The sequence below is a fragment of the Pseudomonas sp. Marseille-Q5117 genome, from assembly GCF_946901175.1.
GTDB lineage: Bacteria > Pseudomonadota > Gammaproteobacteria > Pseudomonadales > Pseudomonadaceae > Aquipseudomonas > Aquipseudomonas iranensis.
This window is the reverse complement of the sequence record NZ_CAMPPP010000014.1, coordinates 162,715-183,477: the sequence shown is the minus strand read 5'-3', so window position 1 is coordinate 183,477 and position 20,763 is coordinate 162,715. Positions and strand designations below refer to the sequence as shown.

At 59.9% G+C, this 20,763-nt stretch carries 21 protein-coding genes; 9 read left to right on the top strand and 12 right to left on the bottom strand.

From position 1 onward, the window contains the following. Nucleotides 1-5: 5 nt before the first annotated feature. The 3 genes from lepA to lptF form a co-directional block, all read right to left on the bottom strand. Nucleotides 6-1,802 carry a translation elongation factor 4 gene (lepA, locus tag OC605_RS21035; RefSeq protein ID WP_262139245.1) on the bottom strand — a complete coding sequence of 599 codons (1,797 nt, stop codon included), beginning with the start codon at nt 1,800-1,802 and terminating at the stop codon, nt 6-8. A gap of 173 nt (nt 1,803-1,975) precedes the next feature. After that, nucleotides 1,976-3,037: an LPS export ABC transporter permease LptG gene (lptG, locus tag OC605_RS21030; RefSeq protein ID WP_262139243.1), complete on the bottom strand. Its 1,062-nt coding sequence runs from the start codon at nt 3,035-3,037 to the stop codon at nt 1,976-1,978. Continuing rightward, on the bottom strand, nt 3,030-4,151 hold the full coding sequence (lptF, locus tag OC605_RS21025; RefSeq protein ID WP_016771566.1) for an LPS export ABC transporter permease LptF: 1,122 nt from the start codon (nt 4,149-4,151) through the stop codon (nt 3,030-3,032). Before lptF ends, lptG begins: the two co-directional genes overlap by 8 nt. A gap of 296 nt (nt 4,152-4,447) precedes the next feature. On the opposite strand from lptF, the gene OC605_RS21020 reads away from it, so the two are divergent. The 4 genes from OC605_RS21020 (at nt 4,448) to OC605_RS21005 (ending at nt 9,860) form a co-directional block, all read left to right on the top strand. Continuing rightward, nucleotides 4,448-5,938 (top strand): leucyl aminopeptidase, encoded by a 1,491-nt coding sequence (locus OC605_RS21020; RefSeq protein ID WP_262139241.1) that lies wholly within the window; start codon nt 4,448-4,450, stop codon nt 5,936-5,938. A gap of 57 nt (nt 5,939-5,995) precedes the next feature. Then, nucleotides 5,996-6,424, top strand: a complete 429-nt coding sequence (locus tag OC605_RS21015; RefSeq protein WP_130912778.1) for a DNA polymerase III subunit chi — start codon at nt 5,996-5,998, stop codon at nt 6,422-6,424. 8 nt (nt 6,425-6,432) lie between these two features. After that, nucleotides 6,433-6,819: a DNA polymerase III subunit chi gene (locus tag OC605_RS21010; protein WP_262139239.1), complete on the top strand. Its 387-nt coding sequence runs from the start codon at nt 6,433-6,435 to the stop codon at nt 6,817-6,819. Nucleotides 6,820-7,013: 194 nt separating this feature from the next. Beyond that, nucleotides 7,014-9,860: a valine--tRNA ligase gene (locus OC605_RS21005; RefSeq protein ID WP_262139236.1), complete on the top strand. Its 2,847-nt coding sequence runs from the start codon at nt 7,014-7,016 to the stop codon at nt 9,858-9,860. Between the two features lie 66 nt (nt 9,861-9,926). Here OC605_RS21005 and OC605_RS21000 read toward each other — a convergent pair whose 3' ends face one another. Further along, the gene (locus tag OC605_RS21000) at nt 9,927-10,319 is read right to left on the bottom strand and encodes a hypothetical protein (protein ID WP_186569420.1); all 393 of its coding nucleotides are present in this window, start codon (nt 10,317-10,319) and stop codon (nt 9,927-9,929) included. A 202-nt stretch (nt 10,320-10,521) separates the two neighbouring features. Here OC605_RS21000 and rlmF point away from each other — a divergent pair, with 202 nt between their 5' ends. After that, complete coding sequence (gene rlmF / locus OC605_RS20995) at nt 10,522-11,541, top strand: 23S rRNA (adenine(1618)-N(6))-methyltransferase RlmF (protein ID WP_262139234.1); 1,020 nt, start codon at nt 10,522-10,524, stop codon at nt 11,539-11,541. 194 nt (nt 11,542-11,735) lie between these two features. Here the strand turns inward: rlmF and OC605_RS20990 are convergent, their stop codons facing one another. After that, nucleotides 11,736-12,017: an HU family DNA-binding protein gene (locus OC605_RS20990; protein WP_003221909.1), complete on the bottom strand. Its 282-nt coding sequence runs from the start codon at nt 12,015-12,017 to the stop codon at nt 11,736-11,738. A 395-nt stretch (nt 12,018-12,412) separates the two neighbouring features. Here OC605_RS20990 and yejK point away from each other — a divergent pair, with 395 nt between their 5' ends. Both yejK and OC605_RS20980 read left to right on the top strand, forming a co-directional pair. Further along, nucleotides 12,413-13,417, top strand: a complete 1,005-nt coding sequence (gene yejK / locus OC605_RS20985) for a nucleoid-associated protein YejK (RefSeq protein WP_016771572.1) — start codon at nt 12,413-12,415, stop codon at nt 13,415-13,417. Continuing rightward, nucleotides 13,417-13,767: a glutaredoxin family protein gene (locus tag OC605_RS20980; RefSeq protein ID WP_186569417.1), complete on the top strand. Its 351-nt coding sequence runs from the start codon at nt 13,417-13,419 to the stop codon at nt 13,765-13,767. The genes yejK and OC605_RS20980 overlap by 1 nt, the downstream gene beginning before the upstream one ends. Nucleotides 13,768-13,884: 117 nt before the next feature. Here the strand turns inward: OC605_RS20980 and OC605_RS20975 are convergent, their stop codons facing one another. The 5 genes from OC605_RS20975 to OC605_RS20955 form a co-directional block, all read right to left on the bottom strand. Further along, complete coding sequence (locus OC605_RS20975; protein WP_186569416.1) at nt 13,885-14,820, bottom strand: glutathione S-transferase family protein; 936 nt, start codon at nt 14,818-14,820, stop codon at nt 13,885-13,887. 84 nt (nt 14,821-14,904) lie between these two features. Beyond that, nucleotides 14,905-15,207 (bottom strand): GIY-YIG nuclease family protein, encoded by a 303-nt coding sequence (locus tag OC605_RS20970; RefSeq protein ID WP_186569415.1) that lies wholly within the window; start codon nt 15,205-15,207, stop codon nt 14,905-14,907. Nucleotides 15,208-15,248: 41 nt separating this feature from the next. Further along, nucleotides 15,249-15,719 carry a nuclear transport factor 2 family protein gene (locus OC605_RS20965; RefSeq protein ID WP_133334853.1) on the bottom strand — a complete coding sequence of 157 codons (471 nt, stop codon included), beginning with the start codon at nt 15,717-15,719 and terminating at the stop codon, nt 15,249-15,251. A 189-nt stretch (nt 15,720-15,908) separates the two neighbouring features. Then, nucleotides 15,909-17,213 carry a CynX/NimT family MFS transporter gene (locus tag OC605_RS20960; RefSeq protein WP_262139230.1) on the bottom strand — a complete coding sequence of 435 codons (1,305 nt, stop codon included), beginning with the start codon at nt 17,211-17,213 and terminating at the stop codon, nt 15,909-15,911. Further along, a complete protein-coding gene (locus OC605_RS20955) occupies nt 17,203-17,862 on the bottom strand; it encodes a FadR/GntR family transcriptional regulator (protein ID WP_262139228.1) in 660 nt (219 codons plus the stop codon). Before OC605_RS20955 ends, OC605_RS20960 begins: the two co-directional genes overlap by 11 nt. A 166-nt stretch (nt 17,863-18,028) precedes the next feature. On the opposite strand from OC605_RS20955, the gene OC605_RS20950 reads away from it, so the two are divergent. Together OC605_RS20950 and OC605_RS20945 are read left to right on the top strand one after the other, a co-directional pair. Then, the gene (locus OC605_RS20950) at nt 18,029-18,340 is read left to right on the top strand and encodes a type II toxin-antitoxin system MqsR family toxin (protein WP_071174464.1); all 312 of its coding nucleotides are present in this window, start codon (nt 18,029-18,031) and stop codon (nt 18,338-18,340) included. Further along, a complete protein-coding gene (locus OC605_RS20945) occupies nt 18,337-18,825 on the top strand; it encodes a type II toxin-antitoxin system MqsA family antitoxin (protein WP_186569412.1) in 489 nt (162 codons plus the stop codon). The genes OC605_RS20950 and OC605_RS20945 overlap by 4 nt, the downstream gene beginning before the upstream one ends. A 57-nt stretch (nt 18,826-18,882) precedes the next feature. Here the strand turns inward: OC605_RS20945 and OC605_RS20940 are convergent, their stop codons facing one another. Together OC605_RS20940 and OC605_RS20935 are read right to left on the bottom strand one after the other, a co-directional pair. Beyond that, complete coding sequence (locus OC605_RS20940; protein ID WP_016771581.1) at nt 18,883-19,647, bottom strand: amino acid ABC transporter ATP-binding protein; 765 nt, start codon at nt 19,645-19,647, stop codon at nt 18,883-18,885. A gap of 13 nt (nt 19,648-19,660) precedes the next feature. Then, nucleotides 19,661-20,755, bottom strand: a complete 1,095-nt coding sequence (locus tag OC605_RS20935; protein WP_186569411.1) for an amino acid ABC transporter permease — start codon at nt 20,753-20,755, stop codon at nt 19,661-19,663. Between the last annotated feature and the right edge of the window lie 8 nt (nt 20,756-20,763).

The window sequence follows — 20,763 nt, the reverse complement described above, 5'->3', positions numbered from 1 at the left end:
CCTGATTATTCCAACCTGAGCACGGCGAGGAAGGCTTCCTGTGGATTTTCCCCGTTGCCGCCCTGTTTCATGCGTTTCTTCCCGGCCTTCTGCTTCTCGAGCAGCTTCTTCTTACGACTGACGTCACCGCCGTAGCATTTGGCCAATACGTTCTTTCTGAGCGCCTTGACGGTTGTCCGCGCCACGATCTGACCACCGATGGCGGCCTGGATCGCCACGTCGAACATCTGACGAGGAATCAGTTCTTTCATCTTCTCGGTCAACTGGCGACCTTTGAAGTGCGAATTGTCACGGTGCACGATCAATGCCAGGGCATCGACCTTGTCGCCGTTGATCAGCACGTCCAGTTTCACCAGATTAGCCGATTGGTAACGATCGAAATGGTAGTCCAGCGAAGCATAGCCGCGGCTGGTGGATTTGAGACGGTCGAAGAAGTCCAGGACCACTTCGTTCATCGGCAGGTCGTAGGTCACTTGCACCTGATTGCCGAGGAACAGCATGTCGACCTGAACGCCGCGTTTCTCGATGCACAGGGTGATCACGTTGCCCAGGTGTTCCTGCGGTACGAGGATATTGGCGCGCACGATTGGCTCGCGCATGTCCTCGATCGCCGACACGTCCGGAAGCTTCGACGGGTTGTCGACGTAAATCGTTTCACCGGTTTTCAGCAACAGCTCGAAAATTACCGTCGGCGCGGTGGTGATCAGGTCCAGGTCGTATTCGCGCTCGAGGCGCTCCTGGATGATTTCCATGTGCAGCATGCCGAGGAAGCCGCAACGGAAGCCGAAGCCCAGGGCGTCGGAGCTTTCCGGGGTGTACTGCAGCGACGAGTCGTTCAGGGTCAGCTTCTGCAGCGCTTCGCGGAAATCCTCGAAGTCGTCGGAACTGACCGGGAACAGACCGGCGTAAACCTGTGGCTGAATGCGTTTGAAGCCCGGCAGCACCGGCACGTCCGGCGTTGAGCTCAAGGTCAGGGTGTCACCGACCGGCGCACCGTGAATGTCCTTGATGCTGGCGATGATGAAGCCCACTTCGCCGGCCTTCAGATCAACGGTGGCGGTGTGTTTCGGGTTGAACACGCCTACGCTGTCGACCAGGTGCACCTTGCCGGTGGACTTGACCAGAATCTTGTCGCCCTTCTTCACACGGCCGTGGCGCACGCGTACCAGGGAAACAACGCCCAGGTAGTTGTCGAACCAGGAGTCGATGATCAACGCTTGCAGCGGATCTTCGATGTTGCCGGTCGGCGCAGGAATGGTGTGCACCAGACGCTCGAGCACTTCGTCGACACCCAGACCGGTCTTGGCGCTGCAGGTGACGGCGTCGGTAGCGTCGATGCCGATGATCTTCTCGATCTCGTCCTTGACGCGATCCGGCTCGGCCTGTGGCAGGTCGATCTTGTTCAGGACCGGCATGACCTCCAGGCCCTGCTCGATGGCGGTGTAGCAGTTGGCCACGGACTGGGCTTCGACGCCCTGCCCCGCATCGACCACCAGCAAGGCACCTTCGCACGCGGCCAGGGAACGGCTGACTTCGTAGGTGAAGTCGACGTGGCCCGGGGTGTCAATGAAGTTCAGTTGATAGGTGATGCCGTCTTTGGCTTTGTAATAGAGGGTAACGCTGTGGGCCTTGATGGTGATCCCGCGTTCACGCTCAAGATCCATGGAATCCAGTACCTGGGCTTCCATTTCACGCTCGGCCAGGCCGCCGCACATCTGGATGAAACGGTCAGCCAGCGTCGACTTGCCATGGTCAATGTGGGCGATGATGGAGAAATTGCGGATATGACTCAAATCACTCACGGATCAACACTCAAAAAGGCTGCAGGCTTGGCCCGCCGAAAAATAGCCGGGAATTGTACCTGATACACGGCGCAAGCGTCACGTTCGCCTGTCACCCGGATCGCATGCAAAAACGCCCCGGTCTGGCGACCGAGGCGTTTTCCGGGTTCAAGCGCTCAATGAAAGCTTGTTCATCAGCCCGCGCGTCTGAGCAGCCAGACACCCGCCAGCGCACACACGCCGGCCGGCACCAGCACCGCAAACAGCGGCGAGAAACCGAACACCAGACTCGATGGCCCCAGCAGATCCTGGACGATGCGGAAGGTGAAGCCCACCAGCACGCCGGTGAAAACACGCTGACCGAGGGTCACCGAACGCAGCGGGCCGAAGATGAACGAGATCGCCATCAGGACCAGCGCGGCGGTCACCAGCGGCTGCAACACCTTGACCCAAAATGCCAGCCAGTAACGGCCATTGCTCAGGCCCTGCTCGGCCAGATAATGGATGTAGCCCCACAGACCGCTGATCGACAGCGATTCCGGCGCCATGACCACGGTGCTGAGCAGCTGCGGGCTCAACGCCACGTCCCACTCCTCGGTCGGGGCATTGACGACCTCGGTGCTGCGCTCGTGGAACAGCGTGGTGGCAACGTCAGTGAGCTGCCACTTGCTGCCGTCAAACTCAGCCTTTTTGGCGAAGCTGGAGCTGAGCAGATGGCGCTCCTTGTCGAAGTGATAGCGCGTCACGCCGTACAACAGACCGTTCGGCTGAACCGCGTTGATGTGGATGAATTCTTCACCCTGACGGTGCCACATACCGTGCTTTGCGCTTTGCGCGTCGCCGCTGCCCTGGGCCAGCGAGCGATTGGCCTGGGCCATGCTCTCGGTGGCCGGGGCGACGTATTCGCCGATCAGCACGCCGGCGAGCATCAGCACCAGCATCGGCTTCATGACAGCCCAGACGATACGGCCGATCGACACGCCAGCAGCGCGCATGACCGTCAGCTCACTGCTGCTGGCCAGACTGCCGAGACCGATCAGGCAGCCGATCAATGCCGCCATCGGCAGCATTTCATAGAGCCGGCGCGGTGCGGTCAGCAATACAAAACCGAGCACGTCGACCAGGGTGTAGGTGTCGCTGACGTCACCCATTTCATCGATGAAGGCAAACAGCGTCGCCAGGCCGAGGATGATCGCCAGCACGGCGATGATCGCCATGAATACGCTGCTGCCGATGTAGCGGTCGAGTTTAACCACGGGCCACCTCCAGCGCGGCGCTGCGACGGCTGGCCAGCTTCAGGCGCAGCGGCTCCCAATACAGCAGGCCGAGGCCGATCACCAGGAAGATCGCGTGCACCCACCACAGGCCGAGGGCCGGCGGAATCTTGCCTTTTTCAAGGGCGCCGCGAGCGGCAATCAGGATGGTCAGGTAAGCCATATAAAGAAGAATCGCCGGCAGCAGCTTGAGGAAACGCCCCTGACGCGGATTCACCCGCGACAGCGGCACCGCCATCAGGGTCACGATGAATACCAGCAACGGCAGCGACATACGCCATTGCAGTTCGGTTTTCGAACGGATGTCGTCGCTGCCCCACAGGGACGAGGTCGGCATCGCATCGCGATCGGTGACTTCTTCGCTGACGTCCGGCTTGGGCAGCAGCACGCCGTAGGTTTCGTAATGAATGGCGCGGTAATCGGCCTGCCCCGGGCTGCCGTCATAGCGATAGCCGTTGTCGAGAATCAGGTAACGATTGCCGTCGGGGCGAATTTCCTGACGGCCCGACTCGGCCACCAGCACGGAAATCCCGCGGTCCTTTTTATCGGCGCCGAGGTTCTTCTGCGAGATGAACACGCTGCCGAGATTGACGCGGTCGTCGCTCAGGGTTTCGGTGTAAGTCACTCGGGTGCCGTCGCGCAAGGCCTGGAAGCGTCCCGGTTCGAGGGTATCGAACTCGGTCAGCGCGTCCTGCTTGTTCAGCAGCAGCTGGAACTGGTTGGCGCCCTGCGGAGCAAGGCCGAGGCTCAGCCACGCCACCACCAGTGCCACCAGCGTTGCCGGAAACAGGGTCATGCGAAACAGCTTCTGCTGGCTCATGCCGGTGGCCGAGAGCACGGTCATTTCGCTTTCGAGGTACAGGCGACCGTAGGCCAGCAGGATCCCGAGGAACAGGCCCAGCGGCAGAATCAGTTGCAGGAAACCTGGCAGACGAAAGCCCATGATCAGGAACAGCGAGCCCGGATCGAGCTGACCGGCCGCAGCCTGCGCCAGGTATTTGATGAAGCGACCGCTCATGATGATGACCAGCAGCACGGCACTTACGGCGCTGAGGGTCAACAGGACTTCGCGGGACAGATAACGGAAGACGATCAAACCAGACACTCCAGGGTTGTCAGGCTAAGGCGGCCAAACAAGCAAACACATCGACCGGCCCGCCATGCAGAGCGGTCGAAAAAAGATGCGGCATTATCCTGTGATTGGGTGCGCCTGTCACTGCGCACACTCATCCATCGCTGTAATCCTTTGCTGAGGGTTGTCAGGCGCGGGGAGCGAGGTTCAAACTGCGGCCCTTGTCGCAGGCTTTGGCCTGCGCTTCTTCTACCTATAAGCAGGCGACTGCGGACAACGTCGAACGCCTGCGTGTTGACCATTCATTCAGGGATCCGGACATGGAACTGGTTGTAAAAAGCGTTAGCCCAGAAACGTTGAAAACCGCCACCCTGGTGGTTGCCGTCGGCGAAGGCCGCAAACTCGGTGTCGCCGCCAGACTGGTCGACGAGTCGAGCGGCGGTGCGATCAGCGCCGTGCTCAAGCGTGGCGACCTGGCTGGCAAGGTCGGTCAGAGCCTGCTGCTGCACAGCTTGCCGAACCTGAAAGCCGAGCGCGTGTTGCTGGTCGGCGTGGGCAAGGACGAAGAACTGGGCGACCGTCCGTTCCGCAAAATCGTTGCTGGCATCCTCAACACCCTCAAAGGCCTGGGCGGCGGTGATGCCGTGCTGGCGCTGGATGAAGTCATCGTCAAAGGTCGCGACAGCTACGGCAAGACTCGCCTGCTGGCAGAAACCCTGGTCGACGGCGGCTACACCTTCGACCAGTTCAAGAGCCAGAAAGCCGAACCGCGCGCTCTGAAGAAAATCACCCTGCTGACCATCAAGGCTGCGCAAGCCGAAGTGCAGCGCGCCGTGAGTCACGCCACCGCGATTGCCAACGGCATGGCCTTCACCCGCGATCTGGGCAACCTGCCACCGAACATCTGCCACCCGACCTTCATGGGGGAACAGGCGAAGAACCTGGGCAAAGAGTTCAAGGATCTGAAAGTCGAAGTACTCGACGAGAAGAAGATCAAATCCCTCGGCATGGGCTCGTTCTACGCCGTGGGCCAGGGCAGCGCCCAGCCACCGCGCCTGATCGTCATGCAATACAACGGCGGCAAGAAATCCGAGAAGCCATACGCGCTGGTCGGCAAGGGCATCACCTTCGACACTGGCGGCATCAGCCTGAAGCCGGGCGCCGGCATGGACGAGATGAAGTACGACATGGGCGGCGCTGCCTCCGTGTTCGGGACCTTGCGCGCAGTGCTTGAGCTGAAACTGCCGATCAATCTGGTGTGCATCCTCGCCTGCGCCGAAAACATGCCGAGCGGCAATGCTTCGCGGCCGGGCGATATCGTCACCACCATGAGCGGCCAGACCGTGGAAATCCTCAACACCGACGCTGAAGGCCGTCTGGTGCTGTGCGATGCGCTGACCTACGCCGAGCGCTTCAAGCCACAAGCGGTGATCGACATCGCCACCCTGACCGGTGCTTGCGTAGTGGCCCTGGGCGCACACACGTCTGGCCTGCTGGGCAACAACGACGAACTGATCGACCAGTTGCTCAGCGCCGGCAAGGCTGCCGATGACCGCGCCTGGCAACTGCCGCTGTTCGATGAGTATCAAGAGCAGCTGGACAGCCCGTTCGCCGACATCGCCAACATTGGCGGGCCGAAGGCCGGCACCATCACTGCCGCCTGCTTCCTGTCGCGCTTCACCAAGAACCTCAACTGGGCGCATCTGGACATCGCCGGCACCGCGTGGACCAGCGGCGGCAAGGACAAAGGCGCCACTGGCCGCCCGGTTCCACTGCTGACCCAGTACCTGCTCGATCGCGCCAAGGCCTGAAACCGCTGAAAGGTGGCGTCACTCTCGGGTGACGCCACTTGCCGCTCTGGAACCGCAATGACCAAAGTCGACTTCTATATCCTGCCCAGCGCCGATCCTTCAGCGCGTCTGGATTTTGCTTGCAAACTCACCGAGAAAGCCTGGCGCATGGGCCACCGCATCTACCTGCATTGCAGCGATGCGGCCCAGCGTGATGATCTCGATGCGCGTCTGTGGGCATTCAAGGGCGAAAGCTTCGTGCCCCACGGCCCGGCCGACAGCGAACCGGACGGTTTGATCGTGCTGGGACTTGGAGACGACTGCGGTGAGCATCAGGATCTGCTGGTCAATCTCGACCTGAAAGTCCCGGCTTTCGCCAGCAAGTTCGCCCGCGTGGCGGAAGTGGTAGTCGAAGATCCAGCCATCCGCGCAGCGGCGCGGGAGAGTTTCCGTTTCTACCGCGAACAGGGCTATTCTCTGCAAGACCACCGTTTACAGCGACTCTGAGCACTCCAATGGACACTCCGAAACCGCAACAGAAGTCCGCACATCTGCTGGACGATCTTGAATCGATCCGCCAGTTGCTCGGCGACGACAACCTGCACCCGCCGCTCTTGACCGATACGGTCGATGACGGTGAACAGGAACAGATTCCGATGCTGTTCGACTCCGTCGGCAATCCGCCGGCGGCCGTCGAGCCGCCACCAGCGCCTCCGGCTGCCCCGGCTGCCGCACCGGTCGATAAAGGCCCGGACGCTTTGCTGCACCTGGACAGCGAACTGCGCGCCGCCGCGCAATTGATCATGCAAGACGTGATCGACGACTTCGCCCCGCACATCGAAACCGAAATCAAACGCCGCCTCGATGCGCGGATGGAGCGGCTGCTCAGCCAGTACGAGTAAGCCGCTGGTGCAGGAGCTGCCGAAGGCTGCGATCTTTTGACTTTGCTTTCACAAAAAACAAGATCAAAAGATCGCAGCCTTCGTCAGCTCCTGCATTTAGATCTCCGCCAGACCTCCCCCGCTCGCCCTCGGCACCATGCCCCGCTATACTTCCCGGCTTTTCCTGAATAAATGCCAATAGGGTCCCGCCGCGCATGGATAAGACCTACCAGCCGCACGCCATTGAAACTTCCTGGTACAAGACCTGGGAGTCCGAGAACTACTTCGCCCCGCAAGGCGCGGGCGAGTCCTACACCATCATGATCCCGCCGCCGAACGTCACCGGCAGCCTGCACATGGGTCACGGCTTCAACAACGCGATCATGGACGCGTTGATCCGTTTCCGCCGCATGCAGGGTCGCGACACCCTGTGGCAGCCGGGCACCGACCACGCCGGTATCGCCACGCAGATGCTGGTTGAGCGCCAACTCGAAGCCCAGGGCCAGAATCGTCACGATCTGGGCCGGGAAAAATTTCTCGAGAAAGTCTGGGAGTGGAAAGATCAGTCCGGCGGCAACATCAGCCGGCAGATCCGCCGCCTCGGCTCGTCCGTTGACTGGAGCCGCGAGCGCTTCACCATGGACGACGGCCTCTCGGAAGCGGTCAAGGAAGCCTTCGTGCGCCTGCATGAAGACGGCCTGATCTATCGCGGCAAGCGTCTGGTCAACTGGGACACCAAACTGCACACGGCGATTTCCGACCTCGAAGTGGAAAACCACGAAGAGAAAGGCTTTCTGTGGAACCTGAAATACCCATTGGCCGATGGTGTGAAAACCGCCGAGGGCAATGACTTCCTGATCGTCGCCACCACCCGTCCGGAAACCATGCTCGGCGACTCCGCCGTCGCGGTTAACCCGAACGACGAGCGCTACAAAGCGCTGATCGGCAAATTCGTCGAGCTGCCACTGGTTGGCCGGCGCATCCCGATCATCGCCGACGATTATTGCGACCCTGAATTCGGCACCGGCTGCGTGAAAATCACCCCGGCCCACGATTTCAACGACTACGAAGTCGGCAAGCGCCACAACCTGCCGCTGCTGAACATCTTCGACAAGAACGCCAACGTGCTGCCTGCCGCCCAGGTGTTCAACCTCGACGGCACGCTGAACGAGAGCATCGACGGCAAGATTCCGGCGGAGTTCGCCGGCCTTGAGCGTTTCGAAGCGCGCAAGCAGATCGTCGCCGCGTTCGACGCCGCCGGCCTGCTGGTGAGTGTCAACGATCACAACCTGAAAACGCCGAAAGGCGATCGCTCCGGCACGGTCATCGAGCCGTGGCTGACCGACCAGTGGTACGTATCGACCAAGCCTCTGGCCGAGCCGGCGATTGCTGCCGTTGAGGACGGTCGCATCCAGTTCGTGCCCAAGCAGTACGAAAACATGTACTTTTCGTGGATGCGCGACATCCAGGACTGGTGCATCAGCCGTCAGCTGTGGTGGGGCCACCGGATTCCGGCCTGGTACGACGAGTCGGGCAAGGTCTACGTCGGTCGCGACGAAGCCGAAGTGCGTGCCAAGCACAACCTCCGCCCGGACGTTGCGCTGCAACAGGACAACGACGTACTCGACACCTGGTTCAGCTCCGGGCTGTGGACCTTCTCGACCCTGGGCTGGCCTGAGCAGACCGAGTTCCTGAAGAAATTCCACTCCACCGACGTGCTGGTCACCGGTTTCGACATCATTTTCTTCTGGGTTGCCCGGATGATCATGATGACCATGCACCTGATGAAGAACGAAGACGGCACGCCGCAGGTTCCGTTCAAGACTGTGTACGTACACGGTCTGGTACGCGACGGCCAGGGCCAGAAGATGTCCAAGTCCAAGGGCAACGTCCTTGACCCACTGGACATCATCGACGGCATCGACCTGGAAACCCTGGTGCAGAAGCGCACCTCGGGCCTGATGCAACCGAAACTGGCGAAGAAGATCGAGAAAGCCACCCGCGAAGAATTCGCCAACGGCATCGACAGCTACGGCACCGACGCCCTGCGCTTCACCTTCTGCTCGCTGGCCTCGACCGGTCGCGACATCAAGTTCGACATGGGTCGCGTCGAAGGCTATCGCAACTTCTGCAACAAGATCTGGAACGCCGCGCGTTACGTTCTGGACAAGGGCGAAGACTGCGGCCAGAACGGCGAAGCCTACGAGCTGTCGCTGGCAGATCGCTGGATCATCTCGCAGCTGCAACGCACCGAAGCCGAAGTGACCCGCCAACTGGATCAGTTCCGTTTCGACCTCGCCGCACAAGCGCTGTACGAGTTCATCTGGAATCAGTACTGCGACTGGTATCTGGAACTGTCCAAGCCTGTGCTGTGGGACGAGAACGCGCCGGTCGAACGTCAGCGCGGCACTCGCCGGACGCTGGTACGCGTGCTGGAAGTGGCGCTGCGTCTGGCGCATCCGTTCATGCCGTTCATCACTGAAGAAATCTGGCAGCGCATCGCGCCGCTGGCCGGTATTCAGGGCAAAACGATCATGCTGCAGCCTTGGCCGGTGGCCAACGAAGAGCGCATCGATCCGGCGGCGGAAAACGATATCGAATGGCTCAAGGAACTGATGCTCGGCACGCGTAACATTCGTGGCGAGATGAACATCGGCCCGGGCAAGCCACTGCCGATCTTCCTGAAGAACGTCAGCGCTGACGACCAGCGCCGCCTGAGCGAGAACGAAGCGCTGCTGAAGAAGCTGGCGCGTCTGGAATCGATCACTGTTCTGGCGGCAGGCGAAGAGGCACCGCTGTCCGCCACCGCGCTGGTCGGCGAGATGGAGGTATTGGTGCCAATGGCCGGTCTGATCGACAAAGGCGCCGAACTGGCGCGTCTGGACAAGGAAATCCTGCGTTTGCAGGGTGAAGTCCAGCGGGTTGGCGGCAAACTGTCCAACGCAGGTTTCGTCGACAAGGCCCCGGCCGAAGTCATCGAAAAGGAACGCGCCAAACTGGCCGAGGCCGAACAGGCCCTGGGCAAACTGGCCGAGCAGCATGCGCGGATTGCCAGCCTTTAACGGCAGATCGCATTGAAAGAGGGAGGCCGCAATGGCCTCCCTTTGTTTCATCCTGCTTTCAACCCTTCACTTTCCTGGTACTCCTTCGCAATCTTCCCCCGCATTATTGATTAACTTCACGTGAACGCTCTCGTGCTGTGGATTGCCGCGATTAAGCGTGAAAGTCACTTTTCCCCATCCTATTCGAATGGGTCTGATGTGAAGAAAATAATCGCCAATCGTTCTTTTTAAGCCTTCGGTCGTGTCTGTTTCCGTGACAAAGTCTTTGAGCGGTGGTGTCTGCGTTCCCTCTACCGGTTGCGTAAGTTCTGCATCTCTAAATCCCTCCCATACCAGCTCCCACGGCGAGCCGACCTGAGCTCCTGGCAAGGCGACTTTGACCTCGATTCCCTTTTGCGGATTCGATTTGCAAGTGATCATCCCGAAATCTGCACCGGGAAATGTAATTGATTGTGTCATGAGTGTTTTCCTTAACTTTAAAATGATAAGTTTTGGACGACTGCGTTGATTAGGATTGCCCTGACAGTAAACTTGAATAAAACGACAATACACACTGTCAAATATGACAGTGTTTTAGACCATTTAGGCATAAGCAATCGCTATCGCTGAACATGTGGGACAATACCCGCCACTTTCAGCCATACCCGAATCGACCACGCCCATGACCGCCCCCCGCACACCCAAACCTGCGCGCAAGAAGCCTGACGCCGTGTCCCCGAACAAAGCCGTCGAGCCGCGCGAAAAGGCCAGCCTGCATCCGCGCAATCGCCATCAGGGTCGTTATGACTTCCCGGCGCTGATCAAGACCACGCCGGAACTGGCCAGGTTCGTGATCACCAACCCGTACGGCAAGGAAAGCATCGATTTCGCCAGCCCCGATGCGGTGCGCGTGTTCAACCGGGCGCTGCTCAAGGCGTTCTACGGCATTCAGCATTGGGATATCCCGGCGGACTACCTCTGCCCTCCGGTGCCGGGTCGTGCCGATTACGTGCATTTTCTCGCGGATCTGCTGGCGAGCATGAACGACGGCAAGGTGCCGCGCGGCGCGATCGTCAATGTGCTGGACATCGGCATGGGCGCCAACTGCGTTTATCCGCTGATTGGCAACAGCGAATACCGCTGGCACTTCCTCGGCTCGGAGATCGACCCGACGGCAGTGGCGGCTGCCCGAGCCATCGTGCAGTCCAACGATCTGAGCAAGGTCATCCAGCTGCGTCAGCAGGAAAACCGCAAGCACATCCTCATCGGCTTGCTGGAGCCGGGCGAGCGTTTCGACCTGACCATGTGCAACCCGCCGTTCCACGCTTCGATGGAAGAAGCGACCAAGGGCAGCGAGCGCAAGTGGCGCGCCTTGGGCAAGGCCGACCCGAAACGCAAGCTGCCGGTGCTGAACTTCGGCGGGCAATCGGCGGAGCTGTGGTGTGAAGGCGGTGAAGCGCGCTTCGTGACGCAGTTGATTGCCGAGAGCGCGAACTTCCAGCACAAGGTGTTGTGGTTCAGCACCCTGGTGTCGAAGGCCTCGAACCTGCCGGCCATCGAGACGGCACTGAAGAAGGCTGGCGTGCTGGAGAGCCAGGTCGTGGAGATGTCGCAGGGGCAGAAGCAGAGCCGCTTTGTCGCCTGGACCTTCCAGACCAAGTCCGAGCAGCAGATCTGGCGGCGCGAGCGCTGGGTGCGCTAAGACACAGCAGATCCCCCTGTGGGAGCGAGCCTGCTCGCGAAGGCAGCGTGTCAGTCAGCTTCAATATCGACTGACCCACCGCTTTCGCGAGCAGGCTCGCTCCCACATTTGCCCGCGACTTGACCGTCAAATCGCAGACACAAAAAACCGTGCCCCGGATCACTCCGAAGCACGGTTTTTTTTATCGCTGCGTCTTACTTGTTCACAGCGTCGGTCAGGCCTTTGGCCACAACCAGCTTGATCACTTTCTTTGCAGGGATTTCGATGGCAGCGCCAGTCGAAGGGTTACGGCCGGTGCGGGCAGGACGCTCGGTCACTTTCAGCTTGCCGATACCTGGCAAGGTGATTTCGCCGCCGTTTTCCAGCTGATCGGCAACGATTTGGCCCAGTTGGTCCAGAGCGTTACGCGCGGTGGTTTTCGGCGCGTCGATAGCTTCAGCGATGTCGGCGATCAGTTGGTCTTTAGTAAGAGCCATGTAGTGTTCCTTCCCTATCAAATTCATATGGATTGCAGAGTGCAGTGTCAGCCATCGAGCCCGATCTTCTGGATCTGGCACCCTCGGCGATAACCACGACGAGTCGGGTTATAGATGCCGAAATCAGGGTTTGGTTCGACCTGACAAATGCTGAATGCACGCTTAACGCAGTGACTTCGCGTAAGACCGGGCAAAACTAGCACAGCGACAAGGAAATATCCGCCTCTAGCTACCCATTTGGTCAGCTTTATTGCGCTAAATCGGTAAAAAACCGCATAAGGCCGGCCTCTTGCCCCGGTTTTGCCCTTCGCCCCCCGCCAAAACCAGTGGTTGCGGTACACTGAGCGCTTTTTCGGGGGAGCCTGCCCTCCTCCCTTCCAACAGCCGAGAAGCCCATGCCGATCCGCCATTGCATCGTCCACCTGATCGACAAAAAACCCGACGGCACGCCCGCAGTTCTGCACGCCCGTGACTCTGAACTGGCCGAGTCCGCAGCCATCGAAAACATGCTCGCCGACCTCAACGAAAGCTACAACGCCAAACAGGGCAAAGCCTGGGGCCTGTTCCATCCGGAATCCGGCGCGTTCCCCTTCAGCGGCTGGCTGAAGGAGTACATGGACGGCGGCCGTGACTTCACCGCGTTCAGTAAAGTGGCGGTCGAGCATCTGCAGAAGCTGATGGAAGAATCCAACCTGTCGGTGGGCGGCCACGTGCTGTTCGCCCACTATCAGCAAGGCATGACCGACTACCTGGCGATCGCCCTGCTGCACCACAGCGAAGGCGTGGCGGTGACCGATGAGCTCGACGTAACGCCTTCGCGCCATCTCGACCTTGGCCAATTGCATCTGGCCGCGCGGATCAACGTTTCCGAGTGGCAGAACAACAAGCAGTCCAAACAGTACATTTCGTTCATCAAGGGCAAGAATGGCAAGAAGGTCTCGGAATACTTCCGCGACTTCATCGGCTGCCAGGAAGGCGTCGACGGCCCCGGCGAGACCCGCACCCTGCTCAAAGCCTTCAGTGACTTTGTCGAGAGCGAAGACCTGCCGGAAGACTCGGCCCGCGAGAAAACCAAGACTCTGGTCGACTACGCCAGCAGCCAGGCCAAGCTCGGCGAACCGATGGGCCTTGAGGAGCTGTCGGAACTGATCGACGAAGAACGCCCGAAGGCCTTCTACGATCACATTCGCAACAAGGACTACGGCCTGTCGCCGGAGATCCCGGCAGACAAGCGCACCCTCAATCAATTCCGCCGCTTCACCGGCCGCGCCGAAGGCCTGTCGATCAGCTTCGAAGCGCACCTGCTGGGTTCGAAGATCGAGTACGACGAAGAGAACGGCACCCTGATCATCAAAGGCCTGCCGACTTCGCTGACCGATCAGCTGAAGCGGCGTAACTGATGCTTGGCAATGTGCTGAAAAAGGTCGCCCTGGTACTGCTGGTGGTCGTGGTCTATCAAAACTGGGGCAAGATCGAGCGAGTGTTCAATCCCTCGCAGATGGTCACGCAGCAGACCCGGGCGCAAGCCAATGTCGTGCTCTATGCCACCGACTGGTGCGGCTACTGCAAACAGACCAAACGCTTTCTCGACAGCAAGGGCATACCGTTCAAGGAGTACGACATCGAGAAGGATGCCGATGCGCGCAAGGCGTATGAGGCATTGGGTGGACGCGGGATTCCGCTGATCGATGTGAACGGCACCTTGATTCGCGGGTTCGATCCGGAAGAAATCCTCGCAGCCCTGAAATAATCAACTGTTGGAGCGAGCCTGCTCGCGAATGCGGCGGATCAGTCAACTTTTCAGCGACTGACACAGCGCTTTCGCGAGCAGGCTCGCTCCCACAGGTTTAGCTGGCGATTCCAGCGATCAGTGTGCTTCGATACGGAAACCAAAGCGCGGGAAGTGCACGTGCACCACGCCGCCACGCTCGTCTTCACGACGAATGATCAACTCTTCGCTACCGGCAAACAGCAACTCACCGACCACCGGGTCGACGCCGTAATCGATGGCGGCAATCGCCACTTGCTGACCTGCCTTGAAGCCGTTCGGATCAACGAACCGCTCATCCGGCAATGCCGCTGGCGTCGCGTTATGCGCGACCTCCAGTGCCTCGGCGGAAGACATCTCGCTCGCCGCGCCATGGCCGAACCCCAGCACCCGACCCAGCCACGCCGCGACCGCCGGATATTCATCCACCAGCGGCGCCGTGACGTGGGTCGCCTTGAGGAACCACAGCGGATGCGCCAGGGCGAAGTCGGCAATCGATGGCTCGCCGAAGAGGAAGTCGCCCTGCTCGCGCTGCAACTGCTGTTCCAGTCGCGCCATGATCGTCGGCCACTGATGTTTGGCCTGCTCGGCGGACAGACGCGTGGCGCTGCCACCGCTGAACAAACCGGCGCGGTCGGCCAGGAATGCCTTGATCGCTTCCGGCGGCAATTTGCCGAAACGCACCGCCACCGATTCCGGCTGGAACACCAGGCTCACCGCGTGCTGGAACACCACCGAATCGGCCCACGCCGCAAAACTGGCGCTGGTCATTTCCTGACCTTCGGGGAAGAACGCCGGCAGGGCTTTTTCCTGTTCCAGGCGTCGAGCGATCAGTGCGGTGTCGCAATAGATGTCAGCACCGATCTGCAACACTGGAGTCTTGCGATAGCCACCGGTCAACGCCGTCAGATCCGGCTTTGGCATCACCGGGGAAATATGCACCGAACGCCAGGACAGGCCTTTGAAACCCAGCAGCAGGCGGGCCTTCTCGGCGAATGGAGAGGTCGGGTAATGGTGCAGAATCAACTCGGACATGCTCGGCTCCGCCGCTCAGATAGTGAGCTGGCAGCTTAGCGTGCATTTGCTTAGCAGCCTACAGATCTGCCTGATGGGAACCAATCAGTCAAATTGATAAGACGCCACCAGGCATTCCTTGGCGCTCTTCTTGAGCTTTTTGATCAGCCGTTCCTGGCGCAAAGCATCACTTTTGTCGCGGCACAGTTCGGTGTAGACCAGCGCCATCGCCGGGCTGGAAAGAAAGAACCGCGCGCCCTTGCCGCTCTGATGCTTGGCGAAACGCCGCACCGGGTCGTCGCTGATTCCGCAGTACAACGAGCCGTTGGCGGCACGCACGAGGTAGACGAACCAGGATTTGCTCACTGGTTCGGCAACATCGACGGTTTTTTCGCTAAGGCTGGTCACTTGGGTGATCTGAACGTGTAGGAAAACAGGCTGCGATCTTATCAGCGCCCGGCCTGAAATGCCTTCAGTCCCTTGCGCGCCTGGGCACGTACGGCGTTGCGCACCAGCGGCGTCCAGCCCAGCAGCAGGCCTTTGAAACCGAGCGCCTGCCGCGACCAGCGCCACAGATCGAAGTGGTCGTGATGCTCGCAGATCTTGCCGTCACGGAACACGAAGCGCGCCTGGATATCGTTGATGACGATGTTGCCGGTCTGGCTGAACAGGTAGGTCGCGACCCAGTGTGCGCCGCCGCTACGTTCGTCGGCGCGGACGTCGTCGAAGGTCAGGGAGAAATCCTTGGCGCGGGTAGTCAGCATGCGCCACATGTCGCCGGCATCGCGCCCGCGCAGTTCACCAAAGGCCGGATCGCTGAAGACCACGTCATCGGTGTAGCAGGCGGCCATGGCATCGGCGTCGAGGCGCTGAAAAGCTTGGTAGAAGCGGGTGATCAGGGCGCTATGGGCTTCGCTCAAGGCAGTCTCCAAAGAAATAGGTACAGATTGCCAGCACCATAATCTGCCGCGCGCAGAAACACTATCGGCAATACGCAAAACCCTTGTGGGAGCAAGCCTGCTCGCGAAGGCAATTCAACATTCAACATCTTTGTTGACCGAACACCGCTTTCGCGAGCAGGCTCGCTCCCACATTTGCAGCCAGTGCATTCAGATCTTTTCGCTTTGCACCTGCACATAGAGCGCACGCCCGGCACCCAGCCCGGCGAGGATTGCACCGGCGCCGATAATGCCGAAAATCCAGCCCAGAGCATTCCAGCCGCCGGTCCAGTCATGCACCACGCCCACGGCAAACGGCCCCATGGACGCCAGGGTGTAGCCAAAACCCTGGGACATGCTCGACAGATTCGCCGCGACATGGGAATCACGCGAGCGCAGGACGATCAGGGTCAGGGCCAGACTGAACGTACCGCCCTGCCCCAGCCCGAGCAGAATCGCCCAGCCCCATAGACCTTCGATCGGTGCGTACAGGCAGCCGAACAGGCCGGCCAGGGTCAGCGCCATCACCACGACGATCGCCAGACGCTGATCCTTGCCACGGGTCGCCAGCCACGGCGCGGCCAGCGAACTGGCCAGTTGAATGATCACCGAACCGGACAGCACCAATCCGGCCTGAGTCGGTGTCAGCCCGCGACCGATGAGGATTGACGGCAACCAGCCAAACACAATGTAGGCCAGCGACGATTGCAGGCCCATGTACAAGGTCACCTGCCAGGCCAGCGGATCACGCAGCAACCCGCGCACGCGATAGGCGACGTTGTGTGCGCCATGTTTGGAGCCGACTTGTGGCAGCCAGAAAACCGCCGCCACCAATGCCGGAATCACCCAGAAGCCCAGGCCCATCGCCCAGCTGTTGCCGAAGTGTTCACTCAGCGGCACGGTCGAACCCGCCGCCATCGCTGCGCCCAGGCACAGCGCCATGGCGGAGACGCCGGTCATCGTCCCGGCGTGTTTGGCGAAGTCGCGCTTGACGATGCCCGGCAACAGCACGCCGACGATGCCGATGCTGGCGCCGCCAAGGACGCTGCCGGCGAACAGGCCGATCTCGCCGAAATTGCTGCGCAGGATGATGCCGCCGGCCAGTGTCAGCAGAATCCCCAGCACCACGCGCTCAGCACCGAAACGCCGCGCCAGAATCGGCGCCAGCGGTGCGAACAAGCCCAGGCACAGCACCGGCAACGTGGTCAGCAATCCCGCCTGCGCCGCAGACAGCCCGAGGCTTCTGGAGACCTCGCTGAGCAATGGCGCCATGCTCGACAACGCCGGGCGCAGGTTGAGCGCTACCAGAATCAGCCCGAGCAGCAGCAACCAGGGACGTTTCACCAACGGATGGCTTTGCTGCACCTGCTCGTCATCAGCCTCGGCATCGATCAGCAGCTCTTCAAGTTCGGGGGTGCGTTTCGACGCTGTGGATAACTCACTGCGGGACATGGCTTTCTCGGTTTCAAGGTTCATTGATCAACTGCCTCGACAAGGCTTTGGCCCGTTCCGGGTCGCGTTGCTCGACCGCATCGAGCAAGTCGATGTGCAGATCGAACACTTCCTGACGGCGCGGGGAGATATTCAGGGTCTGACGCAATTGCGCGCCGACGATGCTGGAGAAGTAGCGATACAACTCGCTGAGGGTCGGGTTGTGCGCGGCGTCGACCAGTCGGCGATGGAACACCAGATCGCAGGCGATGTAGGTGTCGAGATCGCCGTGGTAGTGGCTGCCGCTGGTGCCGAGCGCTTCACGCAGCGCCGCCAGATCCTCATCGGTACGGCGCAATGCCGCCAGGCCGATGGCCTCGACTTCAAGGATGTGTCGGGTCTCCCGGGCCTGCTCCAACGAACAACGCGATAGCGCTTTAAGTGTGTCGAGCGGGTCGACCACCGCACGAAGATAACTGCCGTCGCCTTGGCGAATTTCGATCAACCCCGAGAACGCCAGAACACGCATCGCCTCACGCACCGTGTTGCGGCTGATGCCCAGCTCGGCGCACAGCTCAGGCTCGGTCGGCAGCCGCTCGCCGACCTGCCACGCACCGCTGTTGATGCGCTGACGCAGTTGATCCAAAGCCTGATCGACCAGGGATCGCTTGATCAAAGGGGAAATTTCGGACATGAGCCTCGCCTTTTCATCCAATCATAGGATGAATTTTCCGACATGTTAGTCAGACCCATGTAGGACGGCAACCACCTAGGGTCAATCGGAGACACATGGAGCGGCATTTTCGATTGGTCAAAATTACCCTTTAAGGGTAGTTTCAGGGACAGGGTTTTGGCTTCTTATGGAAAAGAACACACCCCATTACGACTTGGCAGTCGTGAAGGCCGAAGTAATTAGACGAGGCAAAGAAGCCTTTACACGTTATGCACTTGAGACAGGTCGGGACATGGGCATGTCCTGGAAAGTGATGATGCAGGTTGTGGCAACGCTTGAGCGGCGGATGCTCTACAAATCCATGACCTCTTATTCCAACCATCGGAACTGGCACGACGTCTATCACGTATCGTTTCGAAATCGGGAGATCTACATCAAAGTGACCTACTGCACCAGCGGTGGTTCTCCGGTGATCTCCTTCAAGGAGAAAAACACATGAGCAAGAGGCAATGCCTGAGTTGCGGCACCGAACACGCAATGCACCACTTTCAAGATCGCAGTCTCGACGTCAATTACAAACAGTTTTCGCGGCCCGTACACCTTCTCGCCGGCTGGGAGTGCAGGGTCTGTGGCGAAATCATTTTTGACAGTGGTACCGACAGTGCCGAGCGCTACGTAGATGCCGGCGATCAATTACTCGAAGACGTACTTGGGCTGATCGGTACCGAAATGAAGCGTATACGCCGAAAGCTCCATCTCACTCAAAGAAGTGCGGTGAAGTGGCTGTCAGGAGGTGGGCATAATGCGTTTTCACGATATGAACGCGGCGAACTGGCTCCGCCGCAGCCGTTGTTCACACTGATGCGGCTTCTGGATCGTCATCCCGATCTGCTAGAGGAAATTCAGGCACTTCACACAGACGACGGTCTCAAACAGCTTCTGGAAACTCGTTACCCGGAGCCGGAACCTGTTCTGGCCAGATGAGCCCAGATAAAACAAACCCGGAACTGAGTCCGGGTTTTTTTCAGTGCCTGACTGGCATCAATGCAAAATCTGACTCAAGAACAACTTGGTCCGATCATTCTGCGGATTATCAAAGAAGTCGTTCGGCGCCGCCTGTTCAACGATTTCGCCCTTGTCCATGAAGATCACGCGGTTGGCCACGGTGCGGGCGAAGCCCATTTCGTGGGTCACGCAGAGCATGGTCATGCCGTCTTCGGCCAGACCGATCATGGTGTCGAGAACCTCTTTCACCATTTCCGGATCGAGCGCTGAAGTCGGCTCGTCGAACAGCATGATTTTCGGCTTCATGCACAGGGCGCGGGCGATCGCCACACGCTGTTGCTGGCCGCCGGACAGTTGCCCCGGATACTTGTGCGCCTGCTCCGGAATGCGTACGCGTTCCAGGTAATGCATGGCGATTTCTTCGGCCTTGCGCTTGGGCATCTTGCGCACCCACATCGGCGCCAGGGTGCAGTTCTGCAGGATGGTCAGGTGCGGGAACAGGTTGAAGTGCTGGAACACCATGCCGACTTCGCGGCGGATCGCTTCGATTTGCTTGAGGTCGTTGGTCAGTTCCACGCCATCGACGACGATGCGCCCTTGCTGGTGTTCTTCCAGACGATTGAGGCAACGGATCGTGGTCGATTTACCGGAACCCGACGGGCCGCACAGGACGATGCGCTCTCCCTGTTTTACGTTGAGGTTGATGTCCTTGAGTACGTGAAACTGGCCGTACCACTTGTTCACGCCCTGCATCTGGATGATGCCTTCCGGACCCACAGGCTTTTTGATTGCTTCGCTCATTTACAGAGAACTCCTAACGCTTGTGGCCAGTGTCGAGCTTGCGTTCCAGATGCATGGAATAGCGCGACATACCAAAACAGAAAATCCAGAACACCAGGGCGGCGAACACGTAGCCTTCGGTGGCCATGCCCAGCCATTTCGGGTCGGCGGCGGCTTGCTTGACACTGTTGAGCAGGTCAAAGAGGCCGATGATGATCACCAGGCTGGTGTCCTTGAACAGCGCAATGAACGTGTTGACGATGCCGGGAATCACCAGCTTCAGAGCTTGCGGCAGAATCACCAGGCCCATCGAACGCCAGTAACCGAGGCCCATCGCCGCAGCCGCTTCGTACTGCCCTTTGGGAATCGCTTGCAGACCACCGCGCACCACTTCGGCGACGTAGGCCGACTGGAACAGGATCACGCCGATCAGCGCCCGCAGCAGCTTGTCGAAGTTCATGCCTTCGGGCAGGAACAGCGGCAGCATCACCGAGGACATGAACAACACTGTAATCAACGGCACGCCGCGCCAGAACTCGATGAAGGTCACGCAGACCACACGAATCGCCGGCATATTGGAGCGCCGTCCCAGCGCCAGCACGATGCCCAGCGGCAATGCTCCGGCGATGCCGACGGTGGCGATCACCAGGGTCAGCATCAGGCCGCCCCACTGGCTGGTCGGCACGGTGGTCAGACCGAAACCGCCGTGCAACAAGATGAAGGCGATGATCGGGTACAGCACCAGGAAGCTCAGGCCGTACACCGCTTTACGCGGCATGCGCGAGATGAACAGCGGTGCTGCGCCAATGACCGCCAGCCACACGGTCAGGTCGACGCGCCAGCGCAGTTCGGTCGGGTAGTAGCCGTACATGAACTGGCCGAAACGCTGCTGAATGAACACCCAGCAGGCGCCTTCCTTGGTGCAGTCGGCGCGGGTGGTGCCGACCCAGTTGGCATCGACGATCGCCCAACTGAGGATCGGTGGCACGACCAGGTAGATCAGGTAGAACGCAAACAGCGTCAGCAGGGTGTTGAGCCAGCTGGAGAACATGTTCGCGCGCATCCACGCCACCACGCCGATGCTGCTGTTGGGTGGGGGCATGTCGGGTTTGAAAGTATGAGTACTCATGCGCTTTT

Bases quoted from the DNA above. Each gene is read 5' to 3' on its own strand.
- OC605_RS21015 (WP_130912778.1), top strand. From the start codon at position 5,996: ATGACCAAAGTCGACTTCTATATCCTGCCCAGCGCCGATCCTTCAGCG.
- OC605_RS21020 (WP_262139241.1), top strand. From the start codon at position 4,448: ATGGAACTGGTTGTAAAAAGCGTTAGCCCAGAAACGTTGAAAACCGCC.
- OC605_RS20990 (WP_003221909.1), bottom strand. From the start codon at position 12,017: ATGGCTCTTACTAAAGACCAACTGATCGCCGACATCGCTGAAGCTATC.
- OC605_RS20980 (WP_186569417.1), top strand. From the start codon at position 13,417: ATGCTTGGCAATGTGCTGAAAAAGGTCGCCCTGGTACTGCTGGTGGTC.
- OC605_RS21010 (WP_262139239.1), top strand. From the start codon at position 6,433: ATGGACACTCCGAAACCGCAACAGAAGTCCGCACATCTGCTGGACGAT.
- OC605_RS20950 (WP_071174464.1), top strand. From the start codon at position 18,029: ATGGAAAAGAACACACCCCATTACGACTTGGCAGTCGTGAAGGCCGAA.
- OC605_RS20955 (WP_262139228.1), bottom strand. From the start codon at position 17,862: ATGTCCGAAATTTCCCCTTTGATCAAGCGATCCCTGGTCGATCAGGCT.
- OC605_RS21000 (WP_186569420.1), bottom strand. From the start codon at position 10,319: ATGACACAATCAATTACATTTCCCGGTGCAGATTTCGGGATGATCACT.
- OC605_RS20945 (WP_186569412.1), top strand. From the start codon at position 18,337: ATGAGCAAGAGGCAATGCCTGAGTTGCGGCACCGAACACGCAATGCAC.
- OC605_RS20940 (WP_016771581.1), bottom strand. From the start codon at position 19,647: ATGAGCGAAGCAATCAAAAAGCCTGTGGGTCCGGAAGGCATCATCCAG.
- OC605_RS20935 (WP_186569411.1), bottom strand. From the start codon at position 20,755: ATGAGTACTCATACTTTCAAACCCGACATGCCCCCACCCAACAGCAGC.
- OC605_RS20975 (WP_186569416.1), bottom strand. From the start codon at position 14,820: ATGTCCGAGTTGATTCTGCACCATTACCCGACCTCTCCATTCGCCGAG.
- yejK (WP_016771572.1), top strand. From the start codon at position 12,413: ATGCCGATCCGCCATTGCATCGTCCACCTGATCGACAAAAAACCCGAC.
- rlmF (WP_262139234.1), top strand. From the start codon at position 10,522: ATGACCGCCCCCCGCACACCCAAACCTGCGCGCAAGAAGCCTGACGCC.
- OC605_RS20960 (WP_262139230.1), bottom strand. From the start codon at position 17,213: ATGAACCTTGAAACCGAGAAAGCCATGTCCCGCAGTGAGTTATCCACA.
- OC605_RS21005 (WP_262139236.1), top strand. From the start codon at position 7,014: ATGGATAAGACCTACCAGCCGCACGCCATTGAAACTTCCTGGTACAAG.